22 protein-coding genes and 3 tRNA genes are annotated in these 23,527 nt (G+C 62.5%); 11 read left to right on the forward strand and 14 right to left on the reverse strand.

From position 1 onward, the window contains the following. The first annotated feature begins 13 nt into the window (after positions 1–13). Together valS and RQH14_RS09525 are read left to right on the forward strand one after the other, a co-directional pair. Positions 14–2,641, forward strand: a complete 2,628-nt coding sequence (gene valS, locus RQH14_RS09520; RefSeq protein WP_311213023.1) for a valine--tRNA ligase — start codon at positions 14–16, stop codon at positions 2,639–2,641. Between the two features lie 345 nt (positions 2,642–2,986). Then, on the forward strand, positions 2,987–3,862 hold the full coding sequence (locus RQH14_RS09525; protein ID WP_311213024.1) for a DNA-formamidopyrimidine glycosylase family protein: 876 nt from the start codon (positions 2,987–2,989) through the stop codon (positions 3,860–3,862). Between the two features lie 39 nt (positions 3,863–3,901). On the opposite strand, the gene RQH14_RS09530 is transcribed toward RQH14_RS09525, so the two are convergent. The 6 genes from RQH14_RS09530 to RQH14_RS09555 all read right to left on the reverse strand — a co-directional run bounded on the left by RQH14_RS09530 (position 3,902) and on the right by RQH14_RS09555 (position 9,156). Then, positions 3,902–4,531, reverse strand: a complete 630-nt coding sequence (locus tag RQH14_RS09530) for a DsbA family protein (protein WP_311213025.1) — start codon at positions 4,529–4,531, stop codon at positions 3,902–3,904. A gap of 82 nt (positions 4,532–4,613) precedes the next feature. Continuing rightward, positions 4,614–5,903: an ATP-dependent Clp protease ATP-binding subunit ClpX gene (clpX, locus tag RQH14_RS09535; RefSeq protein ID WP_311213026.1), complete on the reverse strand. Its 1,290-nt coding sequence runs from the start codon at positions 5,901–5,903 to the stop codon at positions 4,614–4,616. A gap of 183 nt (positions 5,904–6,086) precedes the next feature. Then, positions 6,087–6,746: an ATP-dependent Clp protease proteolytic subunit gene (locus tag RQH14_RS09540; RefSeq protein ID WP_024816918.1), complete on the reverse strand. Its 660-nt coding sequence runs from the start codon at positions 6,744–6,746 to the stop codon at positions 6,087–6,089. A 39-nt stretch (positions 6,747–6,785) separates the two neighbouring features. Further along, the gene (locus RQH14_RS09545) at positions 6,786–7,409 is read right to left on the reverse strand and encodes an ATP-dependent Clp protease proteolytic subunit (RefSeq protein ID WP_026542390.1); all 624 of its coding nucleotides are present in this window, start codon (positions 7,407–7,409) and stop codon (positions 6,786–6,788) included. 220 nt (positions 7,410–7,629) lie between these two features. Continuing rightward, the gene (gene tig, locus RQH14_RS09550; protein WP_311213027.1) at positions 7,630–9,012 is read right to left on the reverse strand and encodes a trigger factor; all 1,383 of its coding nucleotides are present in this window, start codon (positions 9,010–9,012) and stop codon (positions 7,630–7,632) included. A 69-nt stretch (positions 9,013–9,081) separates the two neighbouring features. Then, positions 9,082–9,156, reverse strand: a tRNA-Pro gene (locus tag RQH14_RS09555). Between the two features lie 127 nt (positions 9,157–9,283). On the opposite strand from RQH14_RS09555, the gene RQH14_RS09560 reads away from it, so the two are divergent. Next, positions 9,284–9,357 (forward strand) — tRNA-Gly (locus RQH14_RS09560). 45 nt (positions 9,358–9,402) lie between these two features. On the opposite strand, the gene RQH14_RS09565 is transcribed toward RQH14_RS09560, so the two are convergent. The 3 genes from RQH14_RS09565 to RQH14_RS09575 form a co-directional block, all read right to left on the reverse strand. Continuing rightward, a complete protein-coding gene (locus RQH14_RS09565) occupies positions 9,403–10,305 on the reverse strand; it encodes a DNA-formamidopyrimidine glycosylase family protein (protein ID WP_311213028.1) in 903 nt (300 codons plus the stop codon). Continuing rightward, the gene (locus RQH14_RS09570; RefSeq protein WP_089595313.1) at positions 10,305–10,787 is read right to left on the reverse strand and encodes a ribose-5-phosphate isomerase; all 483 of its coding nucleotides are present in this window, start codon (positions 10,785–10,787) and stop codon (positions 10,305–10,307) included. The genes RQH14_RS09565 and RQH14_RS09570 overlap by 1 nt, the downstream gene beginning before the upstream one ends. 79 nt (positions 10,788–10,866) lie before the next feature. Further along, a complete protein-coding gene (locus RQH14_RS09575; protein ID WP_311213029.1) occupies positions 10,867–11,871 on the reverse strand; it encodes a hypothetical protein in 1,005 nt (334 codons plus the stop codon). Positions 11,872–12,004: 133 nt separating this feature from the next. Here RQH14_RS09575 and pepN point away from each other — a divergent pair, with 133 nt between their 5' ends. After that, positions 12,005–14,566, forward strand: a complete 2,562-nt coding sequence (gene pepN, locus RQH14_RS09580) for an aminopeptidase N (protein ID WP_311213030.1) — start codon at positions 12,005–12,007, stop codon at positions 14,564–14,566. A 58-nt stretch (positions 14,567–14,624) separates the two neighbouring features. Further along, positions 14,625–15,104, forward strand: coding sequence for an OsmC family protein (locus tag RQH14_RS09585; RefSeq protein WP_311213031.1), 480 nt, complete (start codon positions 14,625–14,627; stop codon positions 15,102–15,104). On the opposite strand, the gene RQH14_RS09590 is transcribed toward RQH14_RS09585, so the two are convergent. Beyond that, positions 15,101–16,114 (reverse strand): NAD-dependent epimerase/dehydratase family protein, encoded by a 1,014-nt coding sequence (locus RQH14_RS09590; protein WP_311213032.1) that lies wholly within the window; start codon positions 16,112–16,114, stop codon positions 15,101–15,103. The genes RQH14_RS09585 and RQH14_RS09590 overlap by 4 nt on opposite strands. An 87-nt stretch (positions 16,115–16,201) precedes the next feature. Here RQH14_RS09590 and RQH14_RS09595 point away from each other — a divergent pair, with 87 nt between their 5' ends. Both RQH14_RS09595 and RQH14_RS09600 read left to right on the forward strand, forming a co-directional pair. Then, positions 16,202–16,903 (forward strand): mechanosensitive ion channel domain-containing protein, encoded by a 702-nt coding sequence (locus tag RQH14_RS09595; protein ID WP_311213033.1) that lies wholly within the window; start codon positions 16,202–16,204, stop codon positions 16,901–16,903. After that, entirely contained in the window at positions 16,896–17,372 is a 477-nt protein-coding gene (locus RQH14_RS09600) for a globin (protein WP_278251928.1), read from the forward strand. The genes RQH14_RS09595 and RQH14_RS09600 overlap by 8 nt, the downstream gene beginning before the upstream one ends. Positions 17,373–17,375: 3 nt before the next feature. Here the strand turns inward: RQH14_RS09600 and RQH14_RS09605 are convergent, their stop codons facing one another. After that, on the reverse strand, positions 17,376–18,047 hold the full coding sequence (locus RQH14_RS09605; RefSeq protein ID WP_311213034.1) for a hypothetical protein: 672 nt from the start codon (positions 18,045–18,047) through the stop codon (positions 17,376–17,378). A 63-nt stretch (positions 18,048–18,110) separates the two neighbouring features. Here RQH14_RS09605 and RQH14_RS09610 point away from each other — a divergent pair, with 63 nt between their 5' ends. Further along, positions 18,111–19,016 (forward strand): acyl-CoA thioesterase II, encoded by a 906-nt coding sequence (locus RQH14_RS09610; protein ID WP_311213035.1) that lies wholly within the window; start codon positions 18,111–18,113, stop codon positions 19,014–19,016. 90 nt (positions 19,017–19,106) lie between these two features. On the opposite strand, the gene ettA is transcribed toward RQH14_RS09610, so the two are convergent. Together ettA and RQH14_RS09620 are read right to left on the reverse strand one after the other, a co-directional pair. Next, entirely contained in the window at positions 19,107–20,789 is a 1,683-nt protein-coding gene (gene ettA / locus RQH14_RS09615) for an energy-dependent translational throttle protein EttA (protein WP_105693031.1), read from the reverse strand. Between the two features lie 55 nt (positions 20,790–20,844). After that, positions 20,845–21,330 carry a DUF6993 domain-containing protein gene (locus RQH14_RS09620; RefSeq protein WP_311213036.1) on the reverse strand — a complete coding sequence of 162 codons (486 nt, stop codon included), beginning with the start codon at positions 21,328–21,330 and terminating at the stop codon, positions 20,845–20,847. Positions 21,331–21,427: 97 nt separating this feature from the next. Between RQH14_RS09620 and RQH14_RS09625 the strand changes: the two genes are divergently transcribed. Next, positions 21,428–21,865, forward strand: coding sequence for an SRPBCC domain-containing protein (locus RQH14_RS09625; RefSeq protein ID WP_311213037.1), 438 nt, complete (start codon positions 21,428–21,430; stop codon positions 21,863–21,865). Positions 21,866–21,905: 40 nt separating this feature from the next. On the opposite strand, the gene RQH14_RS09630 is transcribed toward RQH14_RS09625, so the two are convergent. Then, positions 21,906–21,981, reverse strand: a tRNA-Arg gene (locus RQH14_RS09630). Positions 21,982–22,201: 220 nt separating this feature from the next. On the opposite strand from RQH14_RS09630, the gene RQH14_RS09635 reads away from it, so the two are divergent. Together RQH14_RS09635 and RQH14_RS09640 are read left to right on the forward strand one after the other, a co-directional pair. Continuing rightward, positions 22,202–22,801, forward strand: a complete 600-nt coding sequence (locus tag RQH14_RS09635; protein ID WP_311213038.1) for a single-stranded DNA-binding protein — start codon at positions 22,202–22,204, stop codon at positions 22,799–22,801. A gap of 63 nt (positions 22,802–22,864) precedes the next feature. Beyond that, a complete protein-coding gene (locus RQH14_RS09640) occupies positions 22,865–23,482 on the forward strand; it encodes a GNAT family N-acetyltransferase (RefSeq protein WP_311213039.1) in 618 nt (205 codons plus the stop codon). Positions 23,483–23,527 lie beyond the last annotated feature (45 nt).

Below are 23,527 nucleotides of genomic sequence, written 5' to 3' on the forward strand. Positions count from 1 at the left end.
AAACAATTGATCCATGGCTGAATCAACGCAGGGTACAGACACGCCCGCCACCAACCCCATCAACGTTCCCGACAAGCCGGCCCTGGAAGGCCTTGAGGCTGCCTTGACGCAGCGCTGGCTGGATGAAGGAACCTACAAGTTCAACCCGGACACCACCCGGGAGCAGGTCTACTCGATCGACACTCCCCCGCCCACGGCGTCCGGCTCGCTCCACGTGGGCCACATGTTCTCCTTCACCCAGACGGACGTCCAGGCCCGCTACATGCGCATGACCGGCAAGAATGTCTTCTACCCCATGGGGTGGGACGACAACGGGTTGCCCACCGAGCGCCGCGTCCAGAACTACTACGGTGTGCGTTGCGATCCCGCCATCCCCTATCGGGCCGACTACACACCGCCCGCGCAGCCGGCCAAGAACCAGCGCGACTTCGACGTCGTCTCGCGCCAGAACTTCATCGAACTGTGCGAGGAACTCGCCGTTGAGGACGAGAAAGTCTTCGAGAACCTGTTCCAGACCCTCGGCTTGTCCGTGGACTGGGACCTGACGTACCGCACCATTGACGACACCTCGCGTGCGGTCTCCCAGCGCGCCTTCCTCGCGAACCTATCTGCCGGCGACGCCTACATGGCCGAAGCTCCCACGCTCTGGGATGTGACGTTCCGCACGGCTGTTGCACAGGCTGAACTTGAGGACCGCGAAGTTGCCGGCGCCTACTACCGCTACCCCTTCTTCACTGAAGCCGGCGAAAAGATCTTCATCGAGACCACCCGCCCCGAACTGCTGGCTGCCTGCGCGGCCCTGGTGGCAAACCCCGACGACGAACGGTACCAGCCGCTGTTCGGCAAGACCGTGAAGTCCCCGCTGTTCGACGTGGAGCTTGAGGTCAAGGCCCACCCCCTCGCCAAGGCGGATAAGGGCTCCGGCATTGCCATGGTGTGTACTTTCGGCGACCTCACCGACGTCACCTGGTGGCGCGAACTGCAGCTGCCCACGCGTGCCATCATGGGCCGCGACGGCCGCATCATTGCCGACATCCCGGAATGGATCACCACCGAGGCCGGCAAGGAAGCCTACGCTGCGATCGCCGGCAAGACCGCTTTCTCCGCCAAGGAAGCCGTAGTTGAACTGCTCAAGGCAGCGGACCTGCTGGACGGCGAACCGAAGAAGATCACCCACCCGGTGAACTTCTTCGAAAAGGGTGACAAGCCCCTCGAGGTTGTCACGTCCCGTCAGTGGTACATCCGCAACGGTGGCCGCGATGAGGAACGCCGCGAACGCCTGATCGGCCGAGGCCAGGAAATCACCTTCCACCCGGCCTTCATGCGCTCCCGCTACGAGAACTGGATCGCCGGCCTGAACGGTGACTGGCTGGTATCCCGGCAGCGATTCTTTGGTGTACCCATCCCCGTCTGGTACCCGCTGGATGCCCAGGGCAACCCGGATTACGACAACCCCATCCTGCCGTCGGACGACATGCTGCCCGTGGATCCCGCTGCGGACGCTGCTCCCGGCTTCGAGGAAGCGCAGCGTGACCAGGCCAACGGCTTCACAGGTGACGCCGACGTCCTGGATACCTGGGCCACGTCCTCGCTCACCCCGCAGATTGTGGGCGGCTGGAGCCGTGACGAGGACCTGTTCTCCAAGGTCTACCCGTTCGACCTCCGTCCGCAGGGCCACGACATCATCCGCACTTGGCTGTTCTCCTCGGCCGTTCGCGCTGATGCCTTGCAGAAGAATGCCCCGTGGAAGCACGCGGCCATCTCCGGCTGGATCCTGGATCCGGACCGCAAGAAGATGTCCAAGTCCAAGGGCAACGTTGTAGTTCCCACGGATGTCCTCAACGAGTACGGTTCCGACGCCGTCCGCTACTGGGCCGCCTCGGCCAAGCTTGGCGCGGACACTGCCTACGAAATTGCGCAGATGAAGATCGGCCGCCGCCTGGCCATCAAGTTGTTGAACGCCTCCAAGTTCGTTCTGAACCTTGGTGCCACCGAGAACTCCGTGGTATCCAGCGATCTCTCGGTGCTGACCAACCCGCTGGACCGTGCGCTGCTCGCGCAACTGTCCGACGTCGTTGCCCAGTCCACCAAGGCGTTTGAGAACTACGACTACGCCCGCGCACTCCAGATCACCGAGTCATTCTTCTGGCAGTTCACGGACGACTACGTCGAGCTCATCAAGGACCGCGCCTATGGTGCCGCCGGGGAGACCGAACAGGCTTCCGTCCTTGCTGCGCTGGCAACAACGCTGGACTCGCTCCTGCGTCTCTTCGCACCGTTCCTGCCCTTCGCTACCGAAGAGGTCTGGGGCTGGTGGCGCGCAGGATCGGTCCACCGCGCAGAGTGGCCCGCCGCCTTGGAAATCACCGACGGCGACACCACCATGCTTGGCACAGTGGGCATAGCCCTGAGCGGCATCCGCAAGGCCAAGTCCGAGGCAAAGGTCAAGCAGCGCACGGAAGTGCTCTCTGCCTCCATCACGGCCTCTGAGGTTCTGGTGGCCCAACTGAAGGTCGGCCTGGGTGACTTGAAGGCAGCCGCCAACGCGCAGGAAATCACGCTCCAGTCCGGTGAAGGCGAGCTGACCGTCAGCGATGTTGTCCTGGCACCTGCCGAGGAGACCTCCGCCTCCCAGCCGTAGTCCCGGAAGTCACTGCGCCGATTGATTTCGGGCAAAGGGGAAGCCCCATCAGCGTTTTGCCGTTGGTGGGGCTTCGACTTTTCGGCTGTCTGGTGATGTCTTGACAGTCTGGCGGAATCCTAGGAATTTCAGGTCTTCCTACCTCATCACTGGTAGCCTGCTTCCAACTTTGCCAAAGGCTGCGTTGGTTGCAATCACTGAATCTTTGGTTTCCGTGTCCCTCTTCTTTCGAAGTGGGTAAGAACTATTGTTGTCCCGCTGAAAGCAATGCACAAGACCCCTGGAAGAACTACAAACCTGTAGTTCTCCTGCGCTCCGAGGGCCACTTGTGGCAGAGTATTGACCATGCCGGAACTTCCCGAAGTGCACGGCCTGTGCATGTATCTGGACACCCAACTCCGCGGAGCCGTGCTCAACGATGTCCGCATCAATTCCTTCTCGGCACTGAAGACTGCTGATCCTCCGTACAGTGTCCTCGAAGGCAGAAGCGTTCAGGGTGTACAACGCATCGGTAAATTCGTGTGCGTTGATGTTGATGGACTGTTCTTTGTCTTCCACCTGGCCAAGGCCGGCTGGGTCCGCTATACCGAGCACCCTTCATCTGCCGGATTGCGGATGGGCAAAAGCAACATCTCTGCGAGGCTCCTGCTGCACCGCCCTGCCGACGAAGCCCACATCGGCGTAGACCTGACGGAAGCCGGCACCAAGAAGAGCCTGGCCATCTATGTGGTGCGGAATCCCCACGACGTGCCGGGAATCGCCACACTGGGCCCAGAGCCCCTCAGTCCCGACTTCGACCTTGACGCGCTGGCGGCGATCCTTGGATCCAGTTCCCAACAGATCAAGGGATTGCTTCGGAGTCAGGGCGTCATTGCCGGCATTGGAAACGCGTACAGTGACGAAATCCTGCACGCAGCAAAAATCTCCCCTTTCGCCAGCGCCAAGTCCCTGGACCAGGCCACCGTGGCGAGGCTCTACGAGGCCATGCAGGAGATTCTGGTGGGAGCCGTCAACGCAGCCGCCGGCAAGCCATCCAGCGAACTCAAGGACACCAAACGCAGCAACTTCCGGGTGCACGCCCGGACCGGCCTTCCTTGTCCGGTGTGCGGGGACAAAGTAAGGGAGGTGTCCTTTGCGGACACCTCCCTGCAATACTGTGCCACCTGCCAGACCAACGGAAAGATCCTTGCTGACCGGCGGACATCGCGGTTCCTCAAGTAGCTCGCTGGGTGATTCCGGGAAGCCTCTTGAGTTCGGGAACTAGTTGAATTCCGGGCTTTCGCTGCGGCTGCGCTTCAACTCGAAGAAGTGCGGGTAGCCGGCCAGGGTCACCGTAGCATCCCAGATCTTCCCCGCTTCTTCGCCGCGGGGAATGCGGGTCAGTACCGGACCGAAGAAGGCAGTTCCGTTGAAGGCGACGACGGGAGTTCCCACGTCCTGTCCTACCAAAGAAATCCCGGCCTCGTGGCTTGAGCGAAGTTTGGCATCGTACTCGTCCGAGCCAGCGAAGCGTGCCAGATCAGCCGGCAGGCCTACTTCGGCAAGCGCCTTCTGGATGACCGAGGCCCGGTCCTTGTTGCCCTCGTGGTGGATCTGCTCCCCCATGGCGTCATACAGTGACTTGACGTAGTTGGCACCGTGAAGTTCCTGGGCGGCGATGATCACACGTACAGGCCCCCAGCTGTCATCCATCATCGCCCTGTAATCGGCGGGAAGGTCCCGGCCCTCGTTGAGGACGGAAAGGCTCATGACATGCCATTCAGTCTGGATGCCACGTACTTCCTCCACCTCGCCAATCCAGCGCGACGTGATCCAGGCGAACGGGCAAACGGGGTCAAACCAGAAATCGGCCTTGTTGACGGTCTGTTCGGGCGCGGACTTTTCGGGCATAGGGAACTCCTCGGAAAAGGTGGGAAACGTGGCGTGGCAGAGCGATTCAACGGAACCGCTCCTTGTCTAGGCCAACAGGCTGCTAGGCCGACTTATTCCGACGCTTGGCCACCACGTCATGGGCGATCATGGTGGGCTGGGCCTTCTTCAACACAACATCAGCTGTGATGACCACAGCGGCTATGTCATCCCTGCTGGGGAGATCGAACATGACCGGCAGCAGGACTTCTTCCATGATGGCCCGAAGCCCACGGGCACCAGTGCCGCGTTCCAGCGCTTGATCCGCGATGGAGTCCAGGGCGTCGTCGTCGAACTGCAAGTCCACGCCGTCCAGCTGGAACATTTTCTGGTACTGCTTTACCAGTGCGTTCTTCGGGGTGGACAGAATCTGGATGAGGGCGGGCCGGTCCAGGTTGGAGACGGTGGTGATTACCGGGAGCCGGCCGATGAACTCCGGAATGAGGCCGAACTTCAAAAGGTCCTCCGGCATGACTTCGCCGTAGGTGTCCACGTTGTCCCGGGCCTCGTTCAGCGGTGAACCAAAGCCGATGCCTTTCCGTCCCGACCGTGAACCAATAATGTCCTCAAGGCCGGCAAAAGCGCCGGCCACGATGAAAAGCACGTTGGTGGTGTCGATCTGGATGAATTCCTGATGCGGATGCTTGCGTCCGCCCTGGGGAGGCACGGATGCAACGGTTCCCTCAAGAATCTTCAAGAGTGCCTGCTGCACACCTTCACCGGATACGTCGCGGGTGATGGATGGATTCTCACTCTTACGCGAGATCTTATCGATCTCATCGATGTAGATAATGCCTTGCTCGGCCTTCTTGACGTCATAGTCTGCGGCCTGGATGAGCTTGAGCAGGATGTTCTCGACATCCTCGCCGACGTAGCCGGCTTCCGTCAGGGCTGTCGCATCGGCTACGGCAAAGGGAACGTTCAGGCGACGGGCCAAGGTCTGGGCGAGATAGGTCTTGCCACAACCGGTGGGGCCGATCAGGAGGATGTTCGACTTTGCGATCTCCACATCCTCGTGGTGCGACCCCTCGCCGAGGCTTCCTGTCTTGGGCGCGTGGCCGGCCTGGATCCGCTTGTAGTGGTTGTAAACGGCCACTGCCAGCGATCGCTTGGCCGGTTCCTGGCCGATAACGTATTCCTGCAGGAAGTCGAAAATCTCACGGGGCTTGGGCAGTTCGAAGCTGCCGAGATCGGAAACTTCAGCGAGTTCCTCTTCAATGATCTCGTTGCACAGCTCGATGCACTCATCGCAGATGTAGACACCGGGCCCGGCAATCAGCTTCCGTACCTGCTTTTGGCTCTTTCCGCAGAAAGAACACTTCAGCAGGTCCGTGCTCTCGCCAATCCGAGCCATGTGGGAATCCCTTCGTTGCATGCGGGTGATGCGGCTCCGCGCCGTACTCAAGTGTGCGGCCAAGCCGCGGATGGCACCACCGTGACAACATCCACTCTAGGTCACAATGTGCTGCTTGGGTGGAAACAGAACGCCGGTGCGGTCCATATTTCGCGAACCGCACCGGCGTTCGAATTCCGTGTGCTACCGGGTGATTGCCTGCGGCTTGATCTTCCGGGAGTCAAGAACCTGATCGATCAGGCCGTAGCTCAAGGCATCAGCGGCCGTAAGGATCTTGTCACGCTCGATGTCGTTGTTGACTTGCTCGGACGTGCGGCCGGAGTGGTGTGCCAGCGTGTCCTCAAGCCAGGTACGCATGCGCATGACTTCCGCAGCCTGGATCTCGAGGTCGGAGGCCTGCCCACCCTGGCCACCGGACAGAGCCGGCTGGTGGATCAGGACGCGTGCGTTCGGAAGCGCCAGCCGCTTGCCCGGGGTGCCCGCAGCGAGCAGGACTGCAGCTGCACTGGCGGCCTGGCCCAGGCATACCGTCTGGATCTCCGGACGGATGTACTGCATGGTGTCGTAGATGGCCGTCATGGCCGTGAACGAACCACCCGGCGAGTTGATGTACAGGGTGATGTCGCGGTCCGGGTCCGTTGACTCAAGGACCAGCAACTGGGCCATGATGTCGTCGGCGGAGGCGTCGTCAACCTGGACACCGAGGAAGATGATGCGGTCCTCGAACAGCTTGGTGTACGGGTCCTGGCGCTTGAAGCCGTAGGGCGTGCGCTCCTCGAACTGGGGCAGGACGTAACGGCTGGACGGGAGATTGCCGGCAGACCATCCGAAGTTGTAGTTCATGTTCTTTACTCCTGGGGTTTCAGTGGTTCTTGGTGCCGGTTAGTTTTCGGAGTTCGACTCTGCGCCCGACTGGTTGGCCGTGCCGCCACCACCGGCAACAGAACCGGCGTGTGCCGAGATCTTGTCGAAGAAGCCATATTCCAACGCCTCGGCGGCCGTGAACCACTTGTCGCGGTCGTTGTCCTTGAGGATGGTCTCTACGGACTGACCGGTCTGCTCAGCCGTGAGTTCGGCCATGACCTTCTTCATGTGCAGGATCAGTTCAGCCTGGATCTTGATGTCCGAGGCCGTGCCGCCGATGCCGCCGGAGGGCTGGTGCATCAGGATGCGGGCGTTGGGCGTGGCGTAACGCTTGCCCTTGGTGCCGGACGACAGGAGGAACTGGCCCATGGAGGCAGCCAAGCCCGTTGCGACGGTGACGACGTCGTTCGGAATGAACTGCATGGTGTCGTAGATGGCCATGCCGGCCGTCACGGACCCACCCGGGGAGTTGATGTACAGGTAGATGTCCTTCTCCGGGTCTTCGGCCGAGAGGAGGAGGAGCTGGGAGCAGATGGCGTTGGCATTCTCGTCACGGACTTCAGAGCCGAGCCAAATAATGCGCTCTTTCAGCAGGCGGTTGTAGATGTAGTTGTCCTGGGCTGCGGGATCGACAGTTGCCATCCGGGGAGCCTCTGATTGCTGTGACATAAGTACTTACCTCTCGCTGGTGCCAGTGACCTCACTGAACTTCACTACTTGGACACTAACCGTTTTCCGTGGTGATTTGTTCGCCGGAATCGCGCTGTTCGCTGACGGCGCACGTCTGCGTTCAGCGCCCATGTTCAGCCTTAAAGCAAACCGGCCCCGGATCAGAAGATCCGGGGCCGGTCGAAGTCGTTGACTAGAACTTCACTGCTGCGGGGTCGTCGCTTGTTGCAGCGTCGGCTTCCTCAGTTGCCTCGACAGCTGCGGCCTCTTCGGCTGCTGCTTCACCGGCAGGGCGAACGAAGTCGGTGAGGTCAACCTTGTTGCCCTCGGAGTCGACAACCTCTGCCTGGCCCAGCACAACTGCCAGCGCCTTGCGGCGGCGGACCTCGGAAACCATCATGGGAACCTGGCCGCTCTGGTCAATGATCTGAGCGAACTGGTTGGGGTCCATGCCGTACTGGCTTGCGGTGGTGACGATGTAGTCGATCAGCTCGTTCTGGCTGACGTCCACTTCTTCCTTGTCCGCGATGGCGTCAAGGATGATCTCGTTCTGGAACGCACGCTCGGTGTTGGCCTTGACCTCGGCGCGGTGCTCCTCGGTGTCGTGGTCACCTTCGCCGTGGGCGTTCTCCGGGTTGAAGTGCGCTTCGATCTGCTCTTCGACCACGGAATCCGGAACCGGAACCTCTACGAGCTCAACGAGCTTGTCCAGGACCTTGTCGCGTGCTTCAACGCCCTGCTCGACAACCTTGGAGTCGGAAGCCTGCTTGGCGAGGTCCTCACGGAGCTCGGCAAGGGTGTCGAACTCCGAGGCAAGCTGAGCAAAGTCATCGTTGGCCTCGGGGAGCTCGCGCTCCTTGACGGCCTTGACAACAACCTTCACCTGAGCGGACTCGCCGGCGTGGTCACCGCCCACCAGCGTGGTGTCGAAGATTGCTTCTTCGTCGGCTGAGAGGCCGGTCACGGCTTCGTCGAGGCCTTCAAGCATGGTGCCGGCGCCAACCTGGTAGGACAGGCCTGCAGCGGAATCGATCTCTTCGCCATCAATGGTGGCGGTGATGTCGATGGTGAGGAAGTCGTCGTTCTTGGCGGGGCGCTCAACGGACTTCAGCGTGCCGAAACGGCCACGCAGTTCGTCAAGGGACTTCTCAACGTCAGCGTCAGAGGACTCAGCGGCGGCCACCTCGACCTTGATGCCGGCGTAGTCCGGCAGCTCGATCTCGGGGCGGACATCGATCTCCACCTGGAACTTGAGCTCGCCATCGGTGGACGTGGGGTCAGGAACCTCGGTGATTTCAACCTCGGGACGGCTCAGGGGGCGAACGCCCGTTTCCTGAACTGCAGCCTGGTACCAGCCGTTGAGGCCATCGTTGATGGCCGTCTCCAGGACGTAGCCACGGCCAACGCGCTGGTCGATCAGCTTGGTGGGAACTTTGCCCTTGCGGAATCCGGGAACTTGGATCTGCGAAGCAACGGTCTTGTACGCTGCATCGATGCTCGGCTTCAGTTCCTCAAAGGGAACCTCAACGTTGAGCTTGACCCGCGTTGCGGTGAGGTTCTCGACAGCGCTCTTCACAGTCTAAGTACTCCTGATTTTGTGGGTATGGGGTTCTGTCGCGTCCCTGAGGCGGACGCAAACACAGAGTCGGGGTGACAGGATTTGAACCTGCGACTTCCTGCTCCCAAAGCAGGCGCTCTAGCCAAGCTGAGCTACACCCCGAACGCACAGGACAGTCTACGGGCAAGCGAGCCAGGAATGCACATTTGACACCGCCGCCGGAATTAGGTTTAGTTGTACCCGGCTTGAACAGCCACCGGGAAGATGTCCTGAAAAGGAGATCCATCCTGGGGACGTAGCTTAATGGTAAAGCCTCAGTCTTCCAAACTGATTACGCGGGTTCGATTCCCGTCGTCCCCTCCAAGGGAAAACGCCCCGATCCTCGGATCGGGGCGTTTTTTGTTGCTGCTACACCTGGCAGCCCGGACACCAGTACAGCTTGCGCGCACCGATTTCCGTCATACCCACCGCCGTCCCGCAGGCCCGGCAAGGCATGCCGTCCCGTTTGTAGACAAAGTGGGCGTCGGCGTCGGGCGCTATTGCTGCGCCACCCGACCACAGCGTGGGGGGTGTCGTAACAATCCGTCCGTCACGAACGCCGTCGGACATGGTCCCTACTGTGTCGTCCCACAGCCGGCCAGCCGTTTCCTCGTCAATGGTGCTGCCCGGCGTCCAAGGATCGACGGCTTGCCGGAACAGCACTTCCGCCCGATAAATATTGCCCACGCCGGCCAAGACGGACTGATCCATCAGCAAGAGGGCCACCGCCGTTTTCCGGCGCCGCAGGCGGCGGATGAATTCTTCGCGGTCGCCGGGGCGGTTGTGCAGCGGATCAGGTCCCAGCCGTTCCATGACAACGGCAACTTCGGCCGACGTAATGGCGGCACACGTCGTGGCACCGCGGAGGTCGGCCCAGCCGTGGTCCGAGACCAGGCGGACACGGACAGCGCCCACCGGCGCCGGTGGGCCGGCGTAATCCTTTTCACGGGAGGCCGTTTCAACGGAGGCCGGCCCCGTTTCCCGCTCACCGATGCGTCGTGGCGCACCGATACTGGAGGCCCCGGTGAAGGAACTGTCCCCGCCGAAGTTCCACGCCCCGTACAGGCCCAAGTGGACGTGGAGGAAGAGATCGTGGTCGAACCTGAGGAACAACTGCTTCCCGTGGGCCATCGACTCAACCATGGTGTGCCCGCTCAACACCTGCGCGCCGTGGGTGAACCGACCCTGCGGGCTGGAAACGTCCAGGCGGCGGCCACCAAAAACATCCTGGAATTGGCGGGCCAGCCTATGGACCGAATGCCCCTCGGGCACTACTCGACGATTTCGCCGGTGGTTTCGTACACCGCGATTTTTCCGATCCGGCGAACATGGCGTTCATCGTTGCTGAACGGTTCCTCAAGGAAGGCTTCAATGAGCTCGGTAGCTTCCTCAACCGAGTGCTGGCGGCCGCCAACAGCGACGACGTTGGCGTCGTTGTGCTCCCGGGCCAGCTTTGCGGTGGAAAGGTTCCAGGCAAGCGCAGCGCGGACACCCTTGACCTTGTTGGCGGCAATTTGCTCACCGTTTCCCGAACCACCCAAGACGATTCCCAAGGCGTGAACGCCGGCTTCCTGGTCCGCTACGACAGCTACGCCGGCGTTGATGCAGAAAGAGGGGTAGTCGTCCAGGGCGTCGTACTCCTTGGGTCCGTGATCCACCACTTCGTAGCCCTTGGCCGTGAGGTGGCTGACCAGGTGGGCACTCAGTTCCATGCCGGCGTGGTCAGTAGCAATGTGGACGCGGGGTGTAGTCACAGGAAGTCCGTTCTTTCTGGCGCGCGGGGACGGCGTCTGGCCGGCCGCGGCGGTGAGGGATGCGCTACCTAGGGTACCGCTACCGGGGTTGTTGAGACTGTCCGTCATCCCGGGCACGGTGGGCCGCCCGGTTGAGGATCCCCGCCAGTTTGTCAGCTGAGGCCTGGGAGCCGGCACTGAGAGCCACCCGTCCCCCGTTAAGTTTCCTTACGACGACGGCAGGCCCACTGGTGACCAGCATCGCCGTGGCGTCGTCGTGGTGCCGCCAGCCCCACCCGCCATAATCAGCCGCTTTGACGTCCGCCGGAGTTGCCCCGGCGATCTCGACGGCGGGGACGGTCAGGACGCGCACGATGCCACCGGCGAACACCTGCAGCCCTCCCCTGTCCGCACGCACCCGGGCGAACAGGAAGCCAGCTCCTACCAGGGCAGCCACGGCCACCAAGGCGCCGAGCCAGGGGACGGCGACCGCAATCAAGGCCGCCGGGAAACCCGCGGAAACAATGATCATGATGAAGACAGAGCTCCGGGCATGTACCCACAAGCGAAGCGTGTCGCGGGCCAGGTCCGGGTCCTCGAGCAGGGTCAGTTCCTCCTGGAGGGCAACGTCATCCTCGCGGGTCCAGCGCGGGTCCGGCTTGAAGGCGAACATCATGACGACGCCCAGGGCCACCGCGGCGCCACTGCCCATGGCCAACACGATCGGGTCCACATGGGATTCACGCGCGTCCCCCAGCCCGGACTGTCCCACCAGTCCGGCTGCCACCACCGTAGTGATGAAGAGGCTCACCGTCAGGCCCAGGCCCATCATGACGCGTCTCATGACAACAGGCCTGGTAATGGACACCGCCTGGAGGAACACGGCCCATCCGCAGAAGATGATGAGGGCTGCGCCGCCCGCCACGTAGGCGCCGAACGGCGCGAACGAACTGCCGCCGTCGGCGTTCCACATGACGGCAACCGGGTTGGGCAGGTTGTTGCGCAGCATCTGGGCGCACACTACGAATCCGACGGCGAGGAGCAACGGAAAGGCGACCGCAAACCTCAGTGCGCGGAAATCGAGAGTGTCCCGGAACGATCCCATAATCCAACGCTACTCCGTGGGGCGACACTGTGGTGTTCCCTCCTTGCCTTCACGCCGTGGAGTGAAAGAATGGCTTCACACCAGCGTCCGGCCGCGAGTGGCCGGGCATCCCAAAATCTTCCGGAGGCACCACTTGCCAGGCCTGAACCTCACGCGCGACGAAGCTGCGATCCGCGCCCAACTGCTCAACGTCGAGTCGTACAACGTCACTTTGGACCTGACCAAAGGCCCCGAGGTCTTCGGCACCACCACTGTGGTGAAGTTCTCCGCGGCACCGGGATCCACCACCTTCATAGATGCCATCACCCACGCCGTTCACAGCGTGACCTTGAACGGAACCGATCTGGACCCGACGGAGGTCTCGGACGGCATCCGCATCCAGCTCCCAAACCTCGCCGCCGACAACGAGCTCGTGGTGGTCGCAGACGCCCCCTACATGAACACGGGCGAGGGCCTGCACCGTTTCGTTGACCCCGTGGACGGCGAGGTGTACCTCTACACGCAGTTCGAGGTTCCGGACTCCCGGCGCATGTTCGCCGTCTTCGAGCAGCCCGACCTGAAAGCAACCTTCACTTTCAGCGTCACAGCGCCGTCGCACTGGGATGTCATCTCCAACTCCCCCACCCCGGTTCCCGTTGAAGCTCCTGCCGGGGAAGACGGCAGCGCCCGGTCCGTGTGGGAATTTGCGCCCACTCCCCGCCTGTCCTCGTACGTCACCGCATTGATCGCCGGACCGTACCAGGCTGTTCGGTCCGAGGTCACCAGCGCCGACGGACGTGTGGTGCCGCTGGGAGTCTTTGCCCGCAAGTCGCTCATGCAGTATCTCGATGCGGACAACATCTTCACCCTGACCCGTCAAGGATTCGAGTTCTTCGAAGCCCAGTTTGGCTGCCCCTACCCGTTTGAAAAATACGATCAGCTGTTTGTCCCCGAGTTCAACGCCGGAGCCATGGAAAACGCCGGAGCCGTGACCATCCTGGAAGGCTACGTCTTCCGCGGAAAGGTCACCGGCGCCCAGATCGAGAGGCGCGCCATCACGGTCCTGCACGAGCTGGCCCACATGTGGTTTGGTGACCTGGTCACCATGCGGTGGTGGAACGACCTCTGGCTCAACGAGTCCTTCGCCGAATACATGTCGCACCTGGCCGCCGTGGAAAACACGGAATTCGACCGCGCCTGGACCACCTTCGCCTCAGTCGAAAAGTCATGGGCGTACAAGCAGGACCAACTGCCCACCACCCACCCGATCTTCGCGGAAATCAACAACCTTGAGGACGTTGAGGTCAACTTCGATGGCATCACCTATGCCAAGGGAGCTTCCGTGCTCCGGCAGTTGGTGGCCTGGGTGGGTCCGGAGCAGTTCATGGCCGGAGTCCGCACCTACTTCGCCAAGCACGCCTGGAAGAACACTGAGCTCGCCGACCTCATGGTGGAGCTTGAGGCCGCCAGCGGCCGCGACCTGGACGTGTGGGGCAAGCTCTGGCTTGAGACTGCCGGCGTCAACACCTTGGCTCCGGAGGTGACCGTTGACGCTGATGGGTCCATCACCGGCTTCGCGATCCTGCAGACCGCCATTGACGAACAGCCAACCCTCCGTCCGCACCGCCTCGCCGTTGGTTTCTACTCGCTTTCCGGTGAGGGCAAGCTGGAGCGTACCCACCGGGAGGAGCTTGACGTCGATGGCTCCCGCACGGAGGTTCCTGCCTTGATTGGCAAGGTACGTCCGGACCTGATCCTGCTCAATGACGACGACCTCGCTTACGCCAAGGTCCGTCTGGACCCGCATTCCCTGGCCACCGCCAAGGCGCACCTGAAGGACTTCTCGGCCAGCCTGCCGCGCACGCTGGTGTGGGGTTCGGCCTGGGATGCCGCACGCGACGGTGAAACCCCTGCCCGCGGCTACGTGGGCCTGGTCCTTGCCAACATTGCCCATGAAACGGATTCCTCGGTCATTCTGGTCCAACTTCGCCAGCTGGCCACCACCCTGACCTATTACGTGGCCGCCGAGCACAAGGCCGAGGCCACCATCGCAGCCGCAGAAAAGCTGTGGGAGCTTGCATCCTCGGTGGAAGCGGGCTCGGATGCCCAGCTGCAGTTCGCCAAGTCCTTTGCCCAGCTCGCGCGCAGCAGGGGCCAGTTGGACCGCATCCAGGCACTGCTGGACGGAACCGAATCGCTGGAAGGCCTCACCGTGGACCAGGACATGCGCTGGGAGCTCCTGACCGCACTGGTGGCCGGTGGACGCCAAGGCCAAGAACGCATCGACGCCGAACTTGCCCGCGACAACACCTCCAACGGTCAAAATGCGGCCGCCCAAGCGAAGGCAGCCATCCCCACCGCCGAAGCCAAGGCCGCAGCGTGGGACGCGATCGTTAATACCGGAGAACTCTCCAACGCGCTGCAGGCCTCGGCTGTTGCCGGCTTCATGCGGGTCCCCACCACTGCTTTGCTGGAGCCCTACGCCGATAAGTACTTTGACGCCGTGCCTGGAATCGTCAAAGAGCGCACTCACGCCCTGGCGCAGCAGATTGTGGTGGGACTCTACCCGGCGCAGCTCACGACGCAGGCCACGGTGGACCGCACGGACGAGTTCCTGGCGGCGCTTCCTGAAGACAGCGCCGCCCTTCGCCGGATGATGCTGGAGAACCGCGACGGCGTAGCCCGCGCCCTCCGCGCACGGGCTGCCGACGTCTAAGCCCGGCGTCTGACGGGGTCCCTGCGGACAGTCGATGCTTGCTGGCTAGACTGTCCGCATGGGCCTCAACGAACACCACTACGCGCTGACCGTCCGCTGGACCGGAAACCTGGGTGAGGGCACTGCCGGCTACCGGGCATATTCACGGGACCACGACGTAGAAATCCCGGGTCTGCCCATCCTCCAGGGCTCCGCTGATCCCACCTTCCATGGAGACCGTTCACGCTACAACCCGGAGCAACTGCTGCTCGCTGCCCTTTCGCAGTGCCACATGCTGTCTTTTCTCCACGTGGCGGTCAAACACGGAGTGGTGGTCACCGGCTATGAGGACAGCGCAGAAGGACTGATGAAGCTCAACCGGGACGGCAGCGGGCAATTCGAAAGCGTCACGCTCAAACCCCACGTCACCATTGCCGATCCCGGCCACGCCGCGTTGATGCCCCAACTGCACCATGAAGCCAACCAGGTCTGCTTCATCGCCCGCAGCGTCAACTTCCCCGTCCTCCACGAACCAAGCACGACGCCGGCAGCCGGCTAACGCTGCCGGGCCCGCCACAGTGCCACGAGGCGTTGTTCGGTTTCGCGGCTGAGACCGGCCTTGCGTTCCCTGTCCAATCCCCGGCTCCTTTCATCCTCGAGGGTGGCCGCCAGAGTCTCCTGCCACGGCCGCAGGACCATTCCACGCTCACGTGCCGCCCGGTTTGTCCGTGCCTGGAAGCCGTCATGGTCCGCCGGCAGCCACAGGGGCAGCGAGTCCGGTCCTGCCCAGTAGTCGACGCCGTGCTCAAGGAGCCACTCTTCGTCAGCCCGGACAACGTCCTGCACCACCCCATCCCATCTTCCGGTTCGGGCCGCCCGCTGGGCCTCGACAAGGTAGTCCTCGAACCGCACGACCTCGCCCAACGCGTTGTAGGTACCCGTCAGTCCATTACCTGCGGATTGCAGGATCCACGCTGCAAGGTCCCGGACATCAATGATCTGTGTCGCGTCATCCGGGGTGTCCGGAACCAGCACCGGGTCAGTGTCGGCAGCGAATCGGGCAGGCCAGTATCCGTACCTGTCAGTCCCGTCCCCCGGGCCGCTGATGAGTCCCGCCCGCACGATATGCGCTTTCGCTCCCACCGCAGCCAGCGTCATCTGCTCAATGGCGGATTTGGATTCGCCGTAGGTCTCCGGGGTACCGGACTGTCCGGCCGGCAACGGCTCCAGCATCTCCGCGCCCTCATCCGCGCCGGGTATCGAATGGTCTGCATAAACAGAGCAACTCGACACAAACGTCCAGTGCGCGGCGGCTGCTCCCAGCACGTCCAACGCCTCGCCTGCCTGCACGGGATCCCGCGATACCTCCACCACGGCGTCCCATCCGCCGTCGAGTTCCGCATAGGCCGCCGCGCCCAAGGCGCGGTCGCCCCTGACCCAGGTGGCGCCGTCGGGCGGGGTTGTTGAGGTGCCACGGGCAAAGCAGGTGACGTCATGTCCGGCGGCAACAGCCTGCCGGGCTGTTTCTGCGGACAGGAAGGCGGTACCGCCGAGGACCAGGATGCGCATACCGTCACGCTACGGCGCTAGGGTTGTAGGTGGACAGAGTGTTCCGCGCCCGGCGAACACGGGCCGACGACAAGGAGAAATTCACCCTTGACCTCCATCCCCCTGGCAGAAATTGTCACTTTGGAACCCGAAAAGATCGATCTCGTTTCAATCCTCATCACCGTAGGCGTGGGCCTGGGTGTGTGGATCGTGGCGCGGTTCATCATTTTGCGCATCACCCGGCGGGTTTCCGCCGGAAGTTCGTTCTTTAAGAAAGCGCACTTCAAGTGGGTGCAACCAGCCATCCGCGCACTGGACCACGAGCGCCGCTCACAGCGCGCCGAGACCATCGGCACCCTGCTGACGAGCCTGGTGAGCGTTGTGGTGGTGGTGATCGTGATCATCTACGTCCTCAAATACATGAACGTGGACGTCGCGCCCCTGCTGACCAGCGTGGGCATCCTGGGTGTCGCCATCGGCTTCGGCGCCCAGCAACTGATTCGTGATTTCCTTGCCGGAATCTTCATCACCATCGAAGACCAATACGGGATCGGCGATGTGATCGTCACCAGCGAAGTGATTGGTACCGTTGAATCCGTGGGCCTGCGCATCACCAGGGTACGAGCTGAAGACGGAGCCATCTGGTATCTGCGCAACGGCGAAATCCTCCGCGTGGGCAACCGCTCGCAGGGTGACTACGTCCCGCTGGAAACACCGGACGCCACCATTGAGCCCGGCGCTGCAGCAGCTGCGCCCGTCACAGCAGGCGCACCCCGCGTCACCAAAGCCGAGGAGAAGTCCAATGAGTAGCACAGCAGGCGGGCAACCCCCGGCACCCCAAACTGGCCCCCGACGCCAGCTGATGCAGAATGATCCCTTCAGCCAGCCCGCTTACACGGACAGTTTTTACGCTGCAGTGGGCGGTCACGAGACCTTCGTTAAGCTCATCGATGTCTTCTACGACGGCGTTGCCACGGACCCTTTGCTTCGGCCCATGTATCCCGAAGAGGACCTGGGGCCGGCAAAACGGCGCTTCCTGATGTTCCTGGAACAATACTGGGGCGGCCCCACCACCTATGGCGAAGAACGCGGCCATCCACGGCTGCGCATGCGGCACATGCCATTCCGGGTAACCCCTGAAGCCAAGGATCGCTGGCTGTTCCACATGCGCACTGCCGTGGACTCCCTGGAGCTCTCCCCGCTGCATGAGGGCACTTTGTGGGACTACATGGAACGGGCTGCCCTGACCATGGTCAACAGTCCTTCGTCCGGCGCCTGACCCCTAGAAGCCGAGTCCCAGGCCTGCACCCGTGCGCACCAGCACATGGCCGCGGGGGCCGCTCAGGCGGAACCAGCGGCCATTGCGGAAGACCTTCTGTTCGGCGTCGCCCAGGAAACCCAGGGCGAAAGCGGCGAAGGCCGCGCCGGCAGGAAGGTTGCCCGCGTCTGGAAGCTCACGGCCCCATATTGCTGCCCTGGCACTGTTGACCACTGCAGCACCTGCCAAAGCCGGAATGACACCGGCCACTTCGGCGATGCCGGCCTCGGCCGCCAACCTGAGGTCGGTGTCGGGTATTGATCCCTGCGCTTCCCACCCGGACCGCGGCGCACCAACGCCTGCCCAGGACTCGGAAACGGTCGACGGCGGTATGGGCAGCTCCACGTCGTCGGCACCCGAGCGGGCCAACCGGTCCATAACGGAGGCAAGCGTCACCGTCACATCGGCCTGGGCCGGCTCAGCGAGGGCCATGGTCCGCAGGCCGAGGATGGTGGGGGTGGACTCCCCCAGGATGCGCGGCCGCAGGACACACACGTACGCGGCGAGGACACTGCCCGCGGCCTGGAGGCGGATGGCGCCGTCGTCGATGCTCTTTGCCCGCGTAACAAAGGTTTTCAAGTCAGCGAGGTCGCGGGGATCGGCGAAGCGGAAGGACTGGGTCAAGACGTCTGTCACATCATCGACTCTACCGGCATGTCCCCGGTTGAGAGGGGTCGGGGCGGCGTCTAAAGTCGAACCATGACTGAGACGAATGCTGGCCTTGAAGTGGAAGCACCCGCAGAAGACCCCATGGATGTGCTGATCGGCCTGCTGGACCTTGGTGACTTTGACGGAGCCCGGACCAACGAGGACATCTTCCTGGGCCCATCGCAGAAGCAGCCACGGCACCGGGTCTTTGGTGGCCAGGTTTTGGCGCAGTCGATGATGGCCGGCATGCGAACAGTGGAACCGGACAGGGTGGCACACTCCATGCACGGCTACTTCCTGCGGCCGGGGGACGCCAACAAGCCGATTACTTTCGGTGTCGAAAGGCTGCGGGACGGACGTTCGTTCTCCGCCCGACGCGTTCACGCGTACCAGGACGGCGTGCCGATCCTGTCGATGATCGCGTCATTCCAAGTGGAGGACACCGGCCTGGACCACCAGGCGACCATGCCCGAAGGCATCCCCGACCCCGAGTCCCTGCCCAGCACCGCAGAGTTGTTGTCGCAGTTCGACCACCCGATGGCGCGGCATATGTCATCCGAACGTCCTTTCGACGTCCGCCACATTGATCCGGCCCTCTACGTGTCCCCGCCCACCCAGCACGTGGCAAGCAACGCCGTGTGGATGAAAACCATGGGTCCGTTGCCCGATGATCCCAACCTGCACCGTGCCGCCCTGGCCTATGCCAGCGACTACACGCTGTTGGAGCCCATTCTCCGCGCACACGGCCTGGCCTGGATGACTCCGGGAATGAGCGTCGCCAGCCTCGACCACGCCATGTGGTGGCACCGTCCGGTGCGGGTGGACGAGTGGATGCTCTACGTCCAGGAGTCCCCCAGCGCCCAAGGGGCGCGAGGACTCGCCACGGGCCGTATCTTCAACCGTGACGGGCTGCATGTTGCCACCGTTGCCCAAGAGGGTATGGTGCGGATCCCTTAAGCTTTCGGGTCGCTGTGTGGCGGCGAGGAGTTAAAGCAGAAAGGCCGGTCCCTTGCGGGACCGGCCTTTCTGCGTGTGTGCCTGGAATTCCTAGTCGCGGGTCAGGCGGCGGTGTGTGACACGGTGCGGCTTGGCAGCATCGGGGCCAAGGCGCTCCACCTTGTTCTCTTCGTAGGAGTCGAAGTTGCCCTCGAACCAGTACCACTTGGAGGGGTTCTCGTCGTCACCTTCATAGGCGAGGATGTGGGTCGCTACCCGGTCGAGGAACCAACGATCGTGCGAGACCACCACTGCACAACCCGGGAATTCGAGAAGGGCGTTTTCAAGGCTGCCCAGGGTTTCGACGTCGAGGTCGTTGGTAGGTTCGTCAAGCAGCAACAAGTTGCCACCCTGCTTGAGCGTCAATGCCAGGTTGAGGCGGTTGCGCTCACCACCGGAGAGGACACCGGCCTTCTTCTGCTGGTCCGGGCCCTTGAAGCCGAACGCCGACACGTAGGCACGCGAAGGCATTTCGACATGACCGACCTGGAGGAAGTCATGGCCCTCCGAGACAACTTCCCAGAGGGATTTGTTGGGATCGATGCCGCCACGGGACTGGTCCACGTAGGAGATCTTCACGGACTCGCCGATCTTGAGCTCACCATCGTCCAAGGGCTCCATGCCGACAATCGTCTTGAACAGCGTGGACTTACCCACACCGTTGGGTCCGATGACGCCAACGATGCCGTTGCGGGGCAGCGAGAAGGAGAGGCCATCGATCAGGACGCGGTCGTCGAAGCCCTTCTTCAGGTTCTTGGCCTCGATGACCAGGGAACCCAGGCGCGGTCCCGGCGGGATCTGGATCTCTTCGAAGTCCAGCTTGCGGGTGCGATCGGCTTCTGCAGCCATTTCCTCATAGCGGGCAAGACGGGCCTTGGACTTGGTCTGGCGGCCCTTGGCGTTGGAGCGCACCCACTCAAGTTCCTCGGTAAGGCGCTTGGACAGCTTGGCGTCCTTCTTGCCTTGGACCTCCAGGCGGGCCTTCTTCTTCTCCAGGTAGGTGGAGTAGTTGCCCTCATACGGGTAGAGGTGGCCGCGGTCAACTTCTGCGATCCACTCGGCCACATGGTCCAGGAAGTAACGGTCGTGGGTCACGGCAAGGACAGCGCCGGGGTACTGGGAGAGGTGCTGTTCGAGCCACAGCACGCTCTCGGCGTCCAAGTGGTTGGTGGGCTCGTCGAGGAGCAGCAGGTCAGGTTTCTGGAGAAGAAGCTTGCACAGTGCCACGCGGCGGCGCTCACCACCGGAGAGGACAGTGACGTCGGAATCAGCCGGCGGGCAACGCAAGGCGTCCATAGCCTGTTCCAGCTGGGAATCGATGTCCCAGGCGTCGGCAGCGTCAATGGCTTCCTGCAGCTTGCCCATTTCATCCAGGAGCGTCTCGTAATCCGCGTCCGGGTTGGCCATTTCTTCGGAGATCTCGTTGAAACGCTGGATCTTGCCGTAGATCTCGCCCACACCTTCCTGGACATTGCCCAAGACGGTCTTTTCCTCGTTCAGCGGCGGTTCCTGCAGGAGGATGCCCACGGTGTAGCCGGGGCTCAGGCGGGCCTCGCCGTTTGAAGGGGTGTCCAGTCCGGCCATGATCTTCAGGATGGTGGACTTACCAGCACCGTTCGGTCCCACGACGCCGATCTTCGCGCCAGGGTAGAACGACATGCTGACATCGTCCAGAATAAGTTTGTCGCCAACGGCTTTGCGAGCCTTGGTCATCGTGTAAATGAATTCCGCCATGCCCTTAAATCTAATGGCTCGGCGTGCTTAACTCACATTCGGCCCCCAAGCGTCGCTAGCGGGCGTCTCCCACGAAGCACTTACCTGTAGCCAGCACGGGCAGTATGGTCACCAGGACACCACCGTCACGGATTTGTCCCATGACGCAGCTCTCGCCGGTCAACGCCGCTGCCTCCAGGGCATCAACGTCAAGGCCCGTGGGCGTGCGGCTGACCGAGACCTCCACGTTGGCCTTCGGAATCCCGGCCGAGACCAAGGCCGAGCGGAGTGCTTCCTGGTCCGGCTTGGGGTTGCCGGCCACGAGGTTCTTCAACGTCGTTTCGACGGTTGCCGAGGTGGCAACGACGGCAGGATCGACGGCGGCTGTGGCCTGTGCGGTGGCGGAGGGTGGGGGCGTTGTTCCCGGCTGGGCGGTAGACGCCGGAGATGCCGTGCAGCCAGTCATCATGACCGTTGCGGATACTGCCAGCGACAATGCTGCACCGCGGATTTTTGCTGCCTTTGCCGACTGGCCGTCTGTCGGCGCCGTTCCCCTGCTCATCACTTAGCCATTGTGCCATTCACGTGGCGTGTTCACCGGCGTAGCGTTCGGGGTGAAGGGATTTTGGCAATCCGGCTGAGGAATGGAGAGTACCACCATGAGCGGAAAGGCCCGTGATGCCGTTGCATCGATCACCATCATCAGCCCGCCCGAAGCAGTGTGGGAGGCACTGACCGACCCTTCCCGCATCAAGGAGTATTTCCTGGGAACCACTGTCAACACCACCTGGCGGGTAGGAGACCCGATTACGTACTCAGGTGAGTACAACGGCACAGCATATGAGGACAAAGGCACCATACTGGCCTTCGATCCCCCGAAGCTGCTGAAGACCACGCACTACAGTCCTGCCTCAGGGCGTCCCGACATTCCTTCGAGTTATCACACCGTGGAATATGACGTGTCTGCGGCCGGCGACGGAACAACGGTGACCATCACGCAGGGCAATAATTCCAGCGAGGAAGAAGTGGCACAGTCCATGGAAACCTGGGGGCTGGTGCTCCGGAACCTCAAAGAATTTCTTGAGGCGAGGCACTAAAGGGACATCCCCCTTGGAAGCTTGTCCAAGGGGGATGTGTTGGTGCCCCAGGAGGGAATCGAACCCCCGACCGGCGGATTAGAAGGCCGCTGCTCTATCCCCTGAGCTACTGGGGCGCACTGACGCCGTCACCACCATGGGCGGCTGGCGCCACAAAGAGTTTACAGTGCCATCGGCGGATAGCCCGCCATCTCGTCACCGGCGGCCTCCATTCCTCCACAAGCGCCCATTCGCCGGGGTTATGCACATAGGCCCCCGCGGCACTGCCTTCGACGCCTTCACTGGATGAAGCTGAAAGAGCCGGACAGGCACTTCCTACATCCAGAAGGACCACCAATGAATGACATCATCACCGTCCGGGGCTTCGTGGCCTCGGAGGTTAAGAGTTCAACGACCACACGGGGAACGGCTACAGCATCGTTCCGTCTGGGAACCACAGAGCGCCGCTACGACCGGGCGAGCAACACTTGGGTTGACGGCAACACCAATTGGTACACGGTGCAATCGTTCCGATACCTTGCCGGACACGTTGGGTGCAGCGTCAAAAAGGGGCAGCGTGTGCTGGTCGTGGGAAGGCTCCGGTTGAGGCAATGGGAACATGAAGGCCGCGTCTACCATGTAGCGGAAATCGATGCCGAATCCGTGGGGCACGACCTCATGTGGGGCTCCGCCAACTTCACCCGCATGAACGGCACCACTGCTCCAGCGGACTCCACCGCTGCAGGCTCAGCCGTTGCAAACACTGCTCCGTCGGACGAGGCTCTGTCCAACTCGGCCCCCGGTGGCCCCGGGAGCAGCGGCGGGTGGGAGGCCGAGGACGCTGAACAAACTCCTCCGGAGGACGAGTCAGTAGCAGCCGGGATGGATGATCCCGACGGAATCGGGCCCTTGATGGTGAACACCTCAACAGGTGAGCTGGTGGGTGCCGGCGCATGAATGTTGACCCTGGCGCCCAAACCCCGCAATTCCCGCCGTGACGGAGAGGCCTATTCTGGGTCCATGGCACAGCACGAGGATGCAATCAGGCTAGAGACTGCTCCTGCGTCCTGGGCAGCTGTTGAGGAGCTGTTCGGGACCAAGGGCGAACCATCCCGGTGCTGGTGCCGGTGGTTCGCCCTTGCCGGCAAGGAATGGGACACCACGTCTGCGGATGACCGAAAGGAAATGCTGAAGTCAGCTTTCAGCGCCGAACCGGCGCCGGGCGTCATGGCCTTCAGGAACGGTGATCCAGTTGGTTGGTGTGCTGTTGAGCCCCGGGCAGCCTACGGGCGGCTGAAACGGTCCCCAGTCCTGAGGGCAGACACACCGGCCGCCACGGATGACACCGCGCTGTGGGCCATCAGCTGCTTCGTCGTGGCACCAAGTCATCGCCGCACCGGGGTTTCGTCCGCGCTCCTGGCCGCAGCCGTCAACCACGCCTTCACCAACGGCGCGGAGGTCCTGGAGGCCTACCCCGTCGACACGCGGCTCAGGACCAAGGCGACGTCATCGGACCTTTACCACGGCACTCTGTCACTTTTCCGGGCTGCCGGTTTCAGCCCGGTCTCCGAATCCGTGCCGGGCCGGCCCGTTGTACGGCTTACCAGGGGCCACGCGGCGTCCGGAGGCCGGGCCTGATCACGAGGCCGGGCTTGATCACGCAGGTTGAAAGTCATGGACGGG

The sequence above is a fragment of the Arthrobacter sp. WCS2018Hpa-7 genome (assembly GCF_031843805.1).
Lineage (GTDB): Bacteria > Actinomycetota > Actinomycetes > Actinomycetales > Micrococcaceae > Arthrobacter.

Coding starts and splice junctions, on each gene's coding strand:
- valS (WP_311213023.1), top strand. CDS start 14: ATGGCTGAATCAACGCAGGGTACAGACACGCCCGCCACCAACCCCATC.
- RQH14_RS09525 (WP_311213024.1), top strand. CDS start 2,987: ATGCCGGAACTTCCCGAAGTGCACGGCCTGTGCATGTATCTGGACACC.
- RQH14_RS09530 (WP_311213025.1), bottom strand. CDS start 4,531: ATGCCCGAAAAGTCCGCGCCCGAACAGACCGTCAACAAGGCCGATTTC.
- clpX (WP_311213026.1), bottom strand. CDS start 5,903: ATGGCTCGGATTGGCGAGAGCACGGACCTGCTGAAGTGTTCTTTCTGC.
- RQH14_RS09540 (WP_024816918.1), bottom strand. CDS start 6,746: ATGAACTACAACTTCGGATGGTCTGCCGGCAATCTCCCGTCCAGCCGT.
- RQH14_RS09545 (WP_026542390.1), bottom strand. CDS start 7,409: ATGGCAACTGTCGATCCCGCAGCCCAGGACAACTACATCTACAACCGC.
- RQH14_RS09575 (WP_311213029.1), bottom strand. CDS start 11,871: ATGGGATCGTTCCGGGACACTCTCGATTTCCGCGCACTGAGGTTTGCG.
- RQH14_RS09585 (WP_311213031.1), top strand. CDS start 14,625: ATGGGCCTCAACGAACACCACTACGCGCTGACCGTCCGCTGGACCGGA.
- RQH14_RS09590 (WP_311213032.1), bottom strand. CDS start 16,114: ATGCGCATCCTGGTCCTCGGCGGTACCGCCTTCCTGTCCGCAGAAACA.
- RQH14_RS09600 (WP_278251928.1), top strand. CDS start 16,896: ATGAGTAGCACAGCAGGCGGGCAACCCCCGGCACCCCAAACTGGCCCC.
- RQH14_RS09610 (WP_311213035.1), top strand. CDS start 18,111: ATGACTGAGACGAATGCTGGCCTTGAAGTGGAAGCACCCGCAGAAGAC.
- ettA (WP_105693031.1), bottom strand. CDS start 20,789: ATGGCGGAATTCATTTACACGATGACCAAGGCTCGCAAAGCCGTTGGC.
- RQH14_RS09620 (WP_311213036.1), bottom strand. CDS start 21,330: ATGAGCAGGGGAACGGCGCCGACAGACGGCCAGTCGGCAAAGGCAGCA.
- RQH14_RS09625 (WP_311213037.1), top strand. CDS start 21,428: ATGAGCGGAAAGGCCCGTGATGCCGTTGCATCGATCACCATCATCAGC.
- RQH14_RS09635 (WP_311213038.1), top strand. CDS start 22,202: ATGAATGACATCATCACCGTCCGGGGCTTCGTGGCCTCGGAGGTTAAG.
- RQH14_RS09640 (WP_311213039.1), top strand. CDS start 22,865: ATGGCACAGCACGAGGATGCAATCAGGCTAGAGACTGCTCCTGCGTCC.